A 12,315-nucleotide genomic window follows, 5' to 3' on the forward strand; every position below is an offset into this window, starting at 1 on the left:
ACAGATGAGAACTGAACAATTTCTTAGGCAATTCATTGTTTGTATATCGTTGACCCTCTTTTTTGGAATACCACTGGGTTACGCACAATCCAATATAAAAGAGGGAAATAATAATTTTGCGCGATATACTAAATCTGGTGATATTAAAGACCTATTAGAGGCTAGAAAGTTTGCTGACTTAGCGTATAAAGAAAAAAGAGATTCTTCATCTTATAACAACACCTTGCTTAAAGGATTAGTGTACAGTAGTTTAGCCGTTGCCGATTCTAACCGTACGCAAAAATATGATAAAGATCCCATAGACGAGGCCGAGTTTATGTTAAGTCGTTTGAATGACAAGCAGTTGAACTTCGAAAATGAGGCCCAAATCAATTATCTAAAAAAGCGTTTGGCAACAGCTTATTTGATCAAGGCTAATCGAGCCTTAATCAATAACAATTATGAAGAGGCTTATAATATGTTCTCTAAGGTGAATCTGTATAATACAGAAGCCAATGTTAACCATAATCTAGCCCTTTTAAGTGAACGTTTAGGGAAGAAAGATGAAGCGATCCATTTGTATAACGATTTTATAAAAGATAAATCATCTGCTAAACCAGGCTATATTTTAACGCTTTCTAGGTTGTACTTAGAAGAAGGAGATAATAATGCCGCTCAAAATGTGTTAATAAAAGGAAGAACTTTTTTTCCAACCAATAAAGATATCTTATTTGCCCTGTTGAATTTATACGCGAGCAATGGTGCCTATGATGCGGTAGTAGCTTTAGCTGATGAGGCCATCGCATTTGAACCAGAAAGCGTAAGTCTAAATTATTTATTGGGTTTTGCTTATGAAGTAACCGGCAAACGTGAACAGGCAGAGCGCTATTATAAGAAAACATTGTCGCTTGATCCTGACGATTACAATAGTAACTATGAGTTAGGCTTATTGTATTTGAAAGATTTTATAAAGGATACATCCGATCTTGAAAAGCAGTATGAAGCGCAGCAATATTTACTAAAAGCAAACGAAATTGATCCAAATGCTGTTAATGCATTAAAGTCATTAGCCGTTTTGTTTGATAAATCTGGAAATGAGGTGCAATTAGAGCGAGTCAACAATCAATTGAATCAGATTAATATTCAATAGCAACAAAAAACGCGGCATACTATAGTGCCGTGTCTAATATAAACTTTAACGAATAATTAAAAGATGAAAATTAAACCGATTTTATTAGCTACGTTTTTATTAGGCTCTACTACGGTTGCTTTTGCGCAGAAAGGAGAGCTTAATAAAGCGAAAACAAAGTATGCTTCTTATGCGACGCTGAGTGGTGGCGCAGTAGAGAATGTACCAGAGCTGGCTTTAAAGACACTTGCTGAAGCAAAAGAGTCTATTGACAAGGCCGCGGCGCATGAAAAAACGAAAGACCTTCCAGAAACGTGGACTTATTTGGCATTGATCAACTCCGAATATGCGGTGATTGATCAAAAGTCTGGAAAGGCTGCGGAAGGTGAAACTGCCTACAAAGCCGCAGGGGAGGCTTACTTAAAGGCAAAGAGCTTGAATGAAGGTAAGGAAGACGAAGAACTTAAGGGAAATATGGAGCGTGCCGGTAGCTTATTGGCAAACTACGAAATTGGTAACGGTGTAAAAGCATTTGAGACCAATGATTATCCGGCGGCTTACGCAGCCTTTAACAACGGCTTAAAGTATCTTCCCGGAGACTCTATATTAACATTGTACGCAGGAATTGCTGCACAAAATAACCAGCAATACGATGACGCTATTGAGAAATTCAAACAGCTCATCCCTAAAAGTTCGGATGCTTATCTCAATTTATCGGATGCTTATTTGAAAAAAGGGGATACCACCTCGGCTGTAAAATATATCAATGAAGCGGCAACACATTTTCCCGATAGTGCAAAGATCATTAATCAAAAAATCGTCCTTAATATCACAACCGGAAATAGCGAAAAGGTGATTAGCGACATCGAGTCTCAAATAGCTGCCGATCCATCTAATGGCGAATTACCATTTTATTTAGGATATGCATACGAATCTGTGAAGCAACCTGACAAAGCGTTGGATGCTTATAAAAAGGGAATAGAAGCGAAACCAGATGATGCACGGAACTATGGGGCAGCAGCAGCAATTATTTTGAATAAAGCAAGGGATATTTATAATGCTGCTAGTGAAATACCGCCTAATAAGGAACCAGAATATAAGGCTAAGCTTCAAGAAGCTTATAATTTAGCAGATACGGCCTTACCTTATTTAGAAAAGGCAACTACTTTGGATCCCAAAACAAGTGGATACTGGGAAAATATGCGTTTCTATTACCAATTAAAAGGTGATGATGCAAAAGCCAAAGAAATTACGGACAAAATCAATAGTCTATAAGTTGATATCATAATGAAAAAAGGCTACTCTAAAATGAAAGAGTAGCCTTTTTTGTTTGGGTGCATGAAGAAGATTCGCACTAAATGTAATCCGTTCCATATTTTTCTTTCACCTCTGAGACGATCTCTTTTACGCTTTGTTCATCCTCTCGTGGACAAATCAATAAGGTATCATTAGATTCGACAACGATATAATCATTTAGCCCACTTAAAACAACTAATTTATTCAAAGGAACGTTCACGATACAATTCGTCGAATTTCGCATGACTATCCGATGGGTAGGATGGGTAACGTTTTTCTGTTCATCTTTTGTACCAAGTTCATATATAGAAGCCCAGGTACCTAAATCGGACCAACCGAAATCTGTTGGGAGAACATATACATTATCCGCTTTTTCCATAATCGCATAATCAATGGAAATACTTGCGCATCGGGTATAGGCATTAGCGATAAATGCAGCAGCCTTAGGTCCTTGGTAATGATCGCATCCTTCGTTGAATAATTCATACATTTCTGCCTGGTATTGTTCAAAAGCGTTGAGAATACTTTTAACCGACCAAATAAATATTCCGGCATTCCACAGAAAATCTCCGCTCTGTACAAACGTTTTGGCTAATTCAAGATTCGGCTTTTCGGTAAAGATTTTCACTTTTTTTAATGCTGTATCTTTTTCTACGTATTGAATATAACCATAACCGGTGTCAGGCCTGCTAGGACGAATGCCTAAGGTAATCAACCAATCATTTGAGGCATGGTATAGCGCTTCTTTTATATCATGAACAAATTTGTCAACATCAAGAATGAGATGATCAGCAGGGGCAACAACTAAATTTGCCTCCGGATTAATACAATTTATTTTGTTGCTTGCATAAGCAATGCAGGCCGCTGTATTACGCATCATCGGTTCGCCGATTATATTTTCTTTAGGAAGTTCAGAGATTTGCTCGTGAACTAGACCGACATGTGCTTCATTCGTAATAATAAAAATATGATCAGGAGAGACGATGCGTGTAAATCGTTCATATGTTGTTTGAATAAGTGTTTTTCCCGTTCCAAGAACGTCAATAAATTGCTTCGGAAAAGAAGATCTGCTTACTGGCCAAAATCTGCTCCCCACACCTCCAGCCATAATCAATACATAGTTGTTTTTTGTTGTCATCAGCATATAGATTCTTAAACGATATGTTCCACTTGTTCATCAGTTAGCAAGGATACATATCCACTTGATCAATAATCATTCAAATTATACCTTCCTTTAGAAGATCATGGAGATGTACAATACCGTCGTATATCCCATTGCGTAAAACGACTAATTGGGTGATGTTGTTGTTGCGCATCATATTCAATGCATGTACCGCTAATTCGTTATAAGAAATGGTTTTCGGATTCTTCCCCATAATATCGGCAGCAGTTAAGTGTTCGATATCCTCATTTGACTCCAACATCCGACGGATGTCGCCATCTGTAATGATTCCAATCACTTGGTTATGATCTACAACAGCTACGGCACCCAATCTGTTTTTAGTAATTTCTACCAATACATTTTTGATCGTCGAACGGCTATCTACTTGAGGTTTTGTATTTTGGTTAGCAAGATCTTCCACTTTAAGGTATAAGCGCTTGCCCAATGCACCTCCTGGGTGGTATCGGGCGAAATCATCATCCGTAAAAGACCTGCATTCCAACAAACAAATGGCTAAAGCATCACCCATCGCTAATTGTGCAGTAGTGCTGGTTGTTGGTGCTAAGTTTAAGGGACACGCTTCCCTGGAAACGGTGGTGTTCAGTACAAAATCAGCTTGCTCAGCTAAGTAAGATTTTGTATTTCCAACCATTGCAATTATCTTTGCGCTGGAATTTTTTAACAAAGGTACAAGTACCTTTATTTCCGGGGTATTGCCACTTTTAGAAATCGCAATGACAATATCATCCGGTTGTAGCATTCCCAGGTCTCCATGAATGGCATCGGCGGCATGCATAAAAATTGCGGGTGTGCCGGTAGAATTCATCGTGGCAACAATTTTCTGTGCGATAATGGCACTTTTACCTATTCCCGTAATGATTACACGGCCTTTTGTATCGAGAATAGCATGGACAGCGTTAACAAATTCGTTGTTGATATTTTTGGTCAGTTCACTGATAGCTTCTGCTTCAAGCTTTAATGCGTTAATGGCAATATTTTCAATATCGGATTTGGTTTTCACAAATATTTTTTATTAATTTTAGTAAGAATTAAGGCAAATTTATGTTATTTTGAGCATTAAAGAACATAAGCCTTTCTTTAATTTTTCGGAAGGACAAATGGAGATAGAAAAAACATTATTTGATAATTTGCAGAATTTTTTTGGCTTTGATACTTTTAAAGGAGATCAGGAAGCGATAATAACCAATATACTGCAAAAGAAGGACACGTTTGTAATAATGCCAACCGGAGGGGGAAAGTCAATATGCTATCAATTGCCGGCATTAATGAGTGAGGGAACTGCTGTTGTTATATCGCCACTGATTGCGCTGATGAAAAATCAAGTAGATCAATTAAGAGCTTTTGGTGGAACGGATAGTATAGCCCATTTTTTGAATTCATCACTGAATAAAAGCGAAATCACCCGTGTAAAGCAAGATGTATTAGACAGAAAAACAAAATTACTTTATGTCGCTCCAGAATCGTTGGCCAAAGTTGATAATATTGCCTTTTTAAAATTAATCACGGTTTCTTTTGTTGCCGTTGACGAGGCGCATTGTATTTCGGAGTGGGGACATGATTTTAGGCCAGAGTATCGTAAAATTCGTCAGGTCATCAACGGAATAGGGGATAATATACCAATCATTGCCCTGACAGCTACTGCCACACCAAAGGTACAATCAGATATCCGTAAAAACTTGCAGATGAATGACGCTACGCTATTCAAGTCGTCGTTTAATCGGCCGAATTTGTATTACGAGGTAAGGCCTAAAAAAAATGTGGTTAAAGAAATCGTTAAATTCATCAAGAATAATCCTTCCAAATCAGGTATCATTTATTGCCTTAGTCGAAAGAAAGTAGAAGAAATTGCAGAAGTCTTAAACTTGAATGGCATTAAGGCTTTGCCTTACCACGCAGGATTAGATGCCAAAACAAGGGCAGAAACCCAAGATAAATTTTTGATGGAGGATGTGGAGGTAATTGTGGCTACCATTGCTTTTGGAATGGGAATAGATAAGCCTGATGTACGTTATGTTATCCACCATGATATCCCAAAGAGCATGGAAGGTTATTATCAGGAAACTGGTAGGGCTGGCCGTGATGGAGGAGAAGGGGTTTGTGTGGCGTTTTATTCCGAAAAGGATATTGAAAAGCTGACGAAATTTATGAAAGACAAACCCGTTTCTGAACGGGAAATTGGTACCCAGATTTTAAAGGAAGTCATCGATTATTCGGAATCAGCAGTTTGTAGAAGAAAACAGATTTTACATTATTTCGGTGAAAATTTTAATGAAGTAGGTTGTAATTGCATGTGTGATAATTGCAATAGGCAGCGTACACAATTTGATGCTGAAGTATCGCTTCGACAAGTGCTGGAATTTATCAAAGAACAAGGGGAGAAGTTTGACGATTTTCACCTGATTAATGTGATGATTGGGCAAAACAATCAACCTGTATCTTCTTATAAACACGATATTCACCCGCTTTTTGGCTCAGGTAAAGAACAAGGGGTAATTTACTGGAAATCACTACTTAGACAGGCTGTTTTGAATAATTTCCTCTACAAGGATATAGACAATTATGGCCTTTTAAAATTAACCAAGGCGGGTAATGACTTTATTGACAATCCTTATGCGATAAAGTTCTATATGAATAACCCGATGGAAAAAGCCGATGAAGACGGAGACGACGCACCCGCACAAGCGGGTGGGGCTTTGGATAGTCAACTGTTGCAGATGCTCAAAGATCTTCGAAAGAAAATTGCAAAAACAAAGGGACTGCCACCATTCGTGATTTTTCAGGATCCTTCATTAGAGGAAATGTGTACACATTATCCCATTACTATTGATGAATTGAAACAAATCCATGGTGTGGGCGCTGGAAAAGCAATAAAATTCGGTAGCCAATTTGTGCAACTGATCAAAACGTATGTAGAAGAAAATGATATTGAGCGGCCTGTTGATTTGGTCATTAAAGGAACAGCCAATAAATCTGCTTTAAAAGTATCTATTATTCAAAATATCGATCGGAAAATTGGGTTGGATGATATCGCTTCGGCTAAAGGAATAACCTATGAAGATATTCTAAAAGAGGTGGAGTCGATCGTAAATTCAGGTACAAAATTGAACCTCAACTATTTTATTGATGAGATGATTGATGGCGATCGTCAAGATGAAGTATTTGATTACTTCCGTACGGCAGAAGTCGATTCCATAGACGAAGCATTAAAAGATTTAGGCACTGAGGATTATACGTTTGAGGAAATTCAGTTGATGCGTATTAAATTTATGTCTGAATTGGGGAATTAGCTGTTTGGTTGTTAGTTGTTGGTGATTAGGCTTGCTTATGGCTTACGGCCTAATACTGTTTTTTACTTTTTAATTTTTAATTTTGAATTCATTAGCATCTATAATAGCTGGAATACAGCATACTGATTCCGGAAATTTTTTTCTTATGGCTGGCCCATGTGCCATTGAGGGTGAAGAGATCGCGCTCCGTATTGCCGAACGTATTGTTTCCATTACGGATAAACTACAGATTCCGTATATTTTCAAAGGATCTTATCGCAAAGCGAACCGATCGAGAATAGATTCCTTTACCGGTATTGGAGACGAGAAAGCATTGAAAATTTTACAAAAGGTCCATACCACATTTGGCGTACCAACGGTGACGGATATTCATGAGACACAGGAAGCGGCTATGGCTGCTGCTTATGTGGATGTATTGCAAATACCTGCTTTTTTATGCCGCCAAACCGAGTTATTAGCTGCTGCTGCAAAAACAGGAAAAGCCGTTAATATTAAAAAAGGGCAATTTTTGTCGGCCGATTCCATGCGTTTCGCAGTAGATAAAGTCATGGAAAGCGGTAACCAACAGGTCATATTAACCGATCGTGGCAATACATTTGGCTATCAGGATCTTGTGGTTGATTTTCGTGGTATTCCGGTCATGCAATCATTTGATGTTCCGGTAGTAATGGATTGTACCCATTCCTTACAACAACCAAATCAAGCTTCTGGGGTTACCGGAGGAAAACCTGCGCTTATTGAAACGATTGCCAAAGCGGCTATTGCGGTGGGTGCCGATGGACTGTTTATCGAGACGCATCCCGATCCGGCCAATGCTAAATCAGACGGCGCCAATATGCTTCCTTTAGACCTATTGGAAGATTTACTAATTAAGTTAACTCGGATTCGGGAGGCAATAGCCTAACTTTATTGTTGCTGTTGTTGATTGCCCATGGGATTATTGTCTACTGGTTCCAATACCAAATAAGGGTCCTTTCTTTTTACTGCATTAGTCTGTTCGAAGGATTTTCCATCTTCGTAACGAATGGACACATGTACAGAAAGCGATTGCTGGCAATTTCCACGGAATGTTCCTTTTACGGGCGAGCAATCCTTAAAATTTCTGCCGATGGCCAATTTTACGTGATAATTGGTTACCCATACGTTATTGGTAGGGTCGATACCCGCCCAGCCAAATTGCGGAATATAAGCTTCTACCCAAGCATGGGTAGCACCTTCACCACGCATACCCGATTTATTCGGACAAATATATCCGCTTACATAGCGGCAGGGAATATGTACCGTGCGCAGTAACTGCAACATCACATGTGCAAAATCCTGGCACACGCCACCTTTATGATCTAAAATTTCATCAACCGTTGTTTCGATGTCGGTGATACCCTGTACATACTTAAAGTGTCGGAAAATATAACTACTGCAACGTTCCACCATATCGGCTACGCTAGAAGATTCTTGGAGTAAATTTTCGGCAATTTCTTTGATCAAACCCTGTTTCTTTATCTTTTCGATTTTAGAGAGTTCAGTCAGTAATAAATTCTTTTGCGTTTCGTCAGCTAACTGTACGAAATCACTGTGAAAATTAATCTGTATAAGGCTAGGAGAGGTGGTGCGCACCGTTAAGTGGCTTTCTACAATCAATTCTCGATGGGGGGGTAATATAGAAAATGTGGCCGCTTTGTTTTTCCAATAATCGAAATACGTATGTAAAACAGGTGAGAAGCTAATATTGAGTTCCTGATTCAGTAATTCTTGCTCTTTACATATATAGGGGAAAATACGAATTTCGTTGATACTTTCGATAACTGGGGTTTCGTAAGTATATCTGGTGCTATGGGTGATGGTATATATAGCCATTTGATTTTATCGTTAATAAGAGAAAAAAATGGATTGCAATTTTGCATTAAATTGCTGAAACTCCTGTTTTAGTTCTGCAAAAAAAGTTCTCAGATCCGTCTCTTTCAGCGAATGGGGATCAATAAAACGTACTTTGCTGTGCATTCGACCAAAAATTCGGCGTAAATCGGTAATTTCAGTATGGCTGTTATCACCAACCACCTTAGTTAAAGACCGATCTATTTGATTCAAACAATATAAAACGGAATGTGGAAAATCGGGATTGAATAGCACCTGTTGTAATACTTGCTGATAATGCTTATTGTTTCGATAAGTTTTCAGGTACGCTTCATAGCCTGCTAACGAGAACAAAAGAAAACGCCAATGGATAATGTCTCGTTCTTTCGTGTCCTCGTAGTCGAATAATTCAAATTGTTTATCGGTAAGTACTAAGGTTTCGATACCTCGTTCAACAAATTTTCCTAATTTCATAATATCCCATCCAGGTCCACGCTGCATAGTTACATCGGCAACGCCTGCGTAAATCATGCTGTGTTTGATGAACAGATCAATAATTTCCAAAGCTTCCAAGCTGGCCAGCTTGAGTCCGACGAAGGGCCTATTAATCGTGTGGTATATCGCATTCACTTCTTCCCAAACCTCACGAGTAATATGGTCTTGGATACCTCTGGCATTCTCGCGAGCACGTTGAATAATGTTCTTCGTTGAATTTTCATTATTTATACCAACCAACAAGTAATTGAGCACGGCATAATTGTCATTCTCCAAAATAGCCATTTTATCATCAGGTAAATCGGTATAAATCTGGAGGATCGGTTTCCAGGAACTATTTGTTTGATTGGTATCCAGCGAATACATATAATGCGTTCTAGCCAAACGGAGCATTCCTTCAACACGCTCCATGTAACGGCTTAGCCAAAAGAGGGAATCGGCAATTCTACTTAACATATTTTTGTTTATACATTATCTATTATCCAGGTGTCTTTGCTGCCACCACCTTGTGAAGAGTTTACAACCAATGAACCTTCTGTTAGGGCAACACGAGTTAAACCGCCGGGGACCAACTTTATCCCTTGCGGTCCGTACAAGGCAAAGGGGCGGAGGTCAACATGACGCGGTTGTATTTTTCCATTGATGAAACAAGGTACAGTGCTGAGCTGAATAATGGGTTGCGCGACGTAATTTCTCGGATTCCGTTCAATTTCAACTTTAGCCTTTAACCATTGTTTTTCGTCAATTGCATTTCCCATGATCATACCATATCCACCGGATTGATTCGTGTTTTTAATAACCAGGTTATTCATGTTAGACATGGCATATTTCAATGCATCCGGATCGCTCAACTGATAAGTGGGAATATTATTTAAAATAGGTTCTTCGTTGAGGTAATATTTGATCATCTGAGGCACATAGGAATATACCGCTTTATCATCTGCTACACCATTTCCAACAGCATTGACAATAGCGACATTCCCTTTGCGATACGTGCTTAACAATCCCGGAATTCCTAATAAACTATCTTGTTTAAACACAAGCGGGTCAATAAATTCGTCATCTATCCGCCGATAGATGACGTGAACCTGCTTCAGTCCGTTAGTCGTTTTGGTGTAAACCTTATGGTTATCGATAACCAGATCACGCCCTTCGACCAAATCAACCCCCATCTGTTTCGCCAAAAAGGTATGTTCGTAATAAGCAGAGTTAAACATCCCAGGAGTTAATATAACAATATACGGATCAGCAACATGGGTAGAGCTAAGACCAAGCAGAAGTTCATGCAACAGCATAGGGTAGTGGGTAACGCTTCTTACGTTAGAAGACACAAGTATATCGGGGAAAATACGCTTGGTCACCTCCCTGTTTTCGAGCATGTAGCTTACACCAGACGGTGTCCGCAAATTGTCTTCCAGTACATAGAATTTACCATCACTTCCCCGGATGAGGTCAATTCCAGAAATGTGGGTATAAATATCGTGTGGAACCCGTATTCCATACGCTTCGCGCGTGTAATGCGGACAGCTTGCAATAAGTTCCATCGGAACAATGCCGTCGTGCAGAATCTGTTGTTCGTGGTATATATCTTTTAAAAAAGCATTTAAGGCTTTTAACCGTTGTATAACTCCTTGTTCTATTTCGTCCCATTCTTTTCCCGCAATAATACGCGGGATAATGTCAAATGGGAATATGCGTTCAATACCTTCATTGTTGTTATAAACGGTAAACGTAATTCCCTGGTTAAGGAAAAGTTCTCCTGCAAGGCGATGTCTGTTGCTCATGCTATCAACATCGAGATCTTTCAACATGGAAAATACATGGCTATACTGATGTCTGATATTTTTAGTATCATACATTTCATCCCATGTGTTTTCATGGTATATATATTCATTTAAGAAATGATCTTCAGCCATATTTGTCATTATTTTCACTATATTTTTGATAATTTTCGTCAAAAAATATCAAATATGCAATAGTTTTACATTTTTTATTGTATTTAAATAAAAAATGTACGTTAATTTTTAACAAAAAATACTAAAACATGTAAAAATATACGAATAATAAATTACAAATACATGTTATTATCAATTAATGATATAAAAATACTGCTATACTTATTGCATTATTTTATATATATATTTAAGTTAAGTGTTTTTTGTGTACAAATTTATTACTGAAAGAGCAAAAAAAATAACAAAAACAGATTAACATAGCTTTTTTATACAAATATGTAGCCAAAGTGTTTTCTATATTTTTTCAAAACGCCTTGCGTAGTAATTATTACCATGTTTGGTTGTCATATCCGATTTCTTTAACAAATTGCCGTTATGGATTTCGACAGAACGTGTATTATTCTTTTTTTCTATCATTATGTTGAATAGCTTTGGTATTTTTCAAAAACTACCATAACTACCATTCTAACACTTTTTGTATGCAGTGTATATGCTAGGATTATTTTATCATATAATTTATATTATGTTAAATAGAATATTAATAATCACCTTTCTACCTTACGCTTTTTACCTTTCGCCTTATTTTGGGTAAGTTTGTAATCATGAGAGCAATTGCTGAACTTCCACATAAAGATTGTAAAATCAGTCTTTTTTCGATGAACCAAAAATTCATCATTAAATTTGAACAAGGTGTTTTGGAACAAACGTATAAAATCTCCGAATTAGATATTGTTAATGGTATCAATGGCGTATTCCAATTATTGGACGATGATTTTATCCAAACGGTAATTAACCGTTTTACGACTATGCGGCAAGATTTTAAAGATGCCTTTGATCGATTTGAGGAACAGTATTAATGTTTTTACCTTAGTATTTGCTTTAGACATCACCCTAGCCCCCCTCCCTACTACATCGTTTCGAATTTCAATAACTAATTATTTAGTTTTATTCTGTTTTCTATATCTAACTTTTGCTCATTTCTTCATTCGAAAAATTGTTGACTGGGCATTATTTAATTAACATGATATATATTTATTCACTAGTGTCCGGGAAAAATAAAAAGGAGCAGTAGAAATTAATCGAACTGCTCCGAGATTTATACTTTTGAGTTACGACACAAAAAAGTATGAACAAAAGTAA

10 protein-coding genes are annotated in these 12,315 nt (G+C 37.8%); 5 read left to right on the forward strand and 5 right to left on the reverse strand.

Annotated features, from left to right (window positions below; genetic code table 11):
- Window positions 1-4: 4 nt before the first annotated feature.
- Complete coding sequence (locus tag ABD930_RS01430; RefSeq protein WP_345229896.1) at window positions 5-1,129, forward strand: tetratricopeptide repeat protein; 1,125 nt, start codon at window positions 5-7, stop codon at window positions 1,127-1,129.
- 63 nt (window positions 1,130-1,192) lie between these two features.
- Complete coding sequence (locus tag ABD930_RS01435) at window positions 1,193-2,383, forward strand: tetratricopeptide repeat protein (RefSeq protein WP_345229897.1); 1,191 nt, start codon at window positions 1,193-1,195, stop codon at window positions 2,381-2,383.
- Between the two features lie 79 nt (window positions 2,384-2,462).
- Here the strand turns inward: ABD930_RS01435 and ABD930_RS01440 are convergent, their stop codons facing one another.
- Window positions 2,463-3,542 (reverse strand): mannose-1-phosphate guanylyltransferase, encoded by a 1,080-nt coding sequence (locus ABD930_RS01440; RefSeq protein ID WP_345229898.1) that lies wholly within the window; start codon window positions 3,540-3,542, stop codon window positions 2,463-2,465.
- 79 nt (window positions 3,543-3,621) lie between these two features.
- The gene (locus ABD930_RS01445) at window positions 3,622-4,587 is read right to left on the reverse strand and encodes a KpsF/GutQ family sugar-phosphate isomerase (protein ID WP_345229899.1); all 966 of its coding nucleotides are present in this window, start codon (window positions 4,585-4,587) and stop codon (window positions 3,622-3,624) included.
- Window positions 4,588-4,684: 97 nt separating this feature from the next.
- Between ABD930_RS01445 and recQ the strand changes: the two genes are divergently transcribed.
- Window positions 4,685-6,874 (forward strand): DNA helicase RecQ, encoded by a 2,190-nt coding sequence (gene recQ, locus ABD930_RS01450; protein ID WP_345229905.1) that lies wholly within the window; start codon window positions 4,685-4,687, stop codon window positions 6,872-6,874.
- 100 nt (window positions 6,875-6,974) lie between these two features.
- Window positions 6,975-7,778, forward strand: a complete 804-nt coding sequence (kdsA, locus tag ABD930_RS01455; protein ID WP_345229906.1) for a 3-deoxy-8-phosphooctulonate synthase — start codon at window positions 6,975-6,977, stop codon at window positions 7,776-7,778.
- Between the two features lie 2 nt (window positions 7,779-7,780).
- Here kdsA and ABD930_RS01460 read toward each other — a convergent pair whose 3' ends face one another.
- The 3 genes from ABD930_RS01460 to ABD930_RS01470 are packed head-to-tail and all read right to left on the reverse strand — an operon-like array spanning window position 7,781 to window position 11,136.
- Window positions 7,781-8,728 carry a transglutaminase family protein gene (locus ABD930_RS01460; RefSeq protein ID WP_345229900.1) on the reverse strand — a complete coding sequence of 316 codons (948 nt, stop codon included), beginning with the start codon at window positions 8,726-8,728 and terminating at the stop codon, window positions 7,781-7,783.
- A 12-nt stretch (window positions 8,729-8,740) separates the two neighbouring features.
- Entirely contained in the window at window positions 8,741-9,676 is a 936-nt protein-coding gene (locus ABD930_RS01465) for an alpha-E domain-containing protein (protein WP_345229901.1), read from the reverse strand.
- Between the two features lie 8 nt (window positions 9,677-9,684).
- Window positions 9,685-11,136 (reverse strand): circularly permuted type 2 ATP-grasp protein, encoded by a 1,452-nt coding sequence (locus ABD930_RS01470; protein ID WP_345229902.1) that lies wholly within the window; start codon window positions 11,134-11,136, stop codon window positions 9,685-9,687.
- A gap of 641 nt (window positions 11,137-11,777) precedes the next feature.
- Between ABD930_RS01470 and ABD930_RS01475 the strand changes: the two genes are divergently transcribed.
- A complete protein-coding gene (locus tag ABD930_RS01475) occupies window positions 11,778-12,032 on the forward strand; it encodes a hypothetical protein (RefSeq protein WP_345229903.1) in 255 nt (84 codons plus the stop codon).
- Window positions 12,033-12,315 lie beyond the last annotated feature (283 nt).

Source organism: Olivibacter ginsenosidimutans (assembly GCF_039542865.1).
GTDB classification, from domain to species: domain Bacteria; phylum Bacteroidota; class Bacteroidia; order Sphingobacteriales; family Sphingobacteriaceae; genus Olivibacter; species Olivibacter ginsenosidimutans.

Coding starts and splice junctions, on each gene's coding strand:
- ABD930_RS01430 (WP_345229896.1), top strand. CDS start 5: ATGAGAACTGAACAATTTCTTAGGCAATTCATTGTTTGTATATCGTTG.
- ABD930_RS01435 (WP_345229897.1), top strand. CDS start 1,193: ATGAAAATTAAACCGATTTTATTAGCTACGTTTTTATTAGGCTCTACT.
- ABD930_RS01440 (WP_345229898.1), bottom strand. CDS start 3,542: ATGACAACAAAAAACAACTATGTATTGATTATGGCTGGAGGTGTGGGG.
- recQ (WP_345229905.1), top strand. CDS start 4,685: ATGGAGATAGAAAAAACATTATTTGATAATTTGCAGAATTTTTTTGGC.
- ABD930_RS01460 (WP_345229900.1), bottom strand. CDS start 8,728: ATGGCTATATATACCATCACCCATAGCACCAGATATACTTACGAAACC.
- ABD930_RS01465 (WP_345229901.1), bottom strand. CDS start 9,676: ATGTTAAGTAGAATTGCCGATTCCCTCTTTTGGCTAAGCCGTTACATG.
- ABD930_RS01470 (WP_345229902.1), bottom strand. CDS start 11,136: ATGGCTGAAGATCATTTCTTAAATGAATATATATACCATGAAAACACA.
- ABD930_RS01475 (WP_345229903.1), top strand. CDS start 11,778: ATGAGAGCAATTGCTGAACTTCCACATAAAGATTGTAAAATCAGTCTT.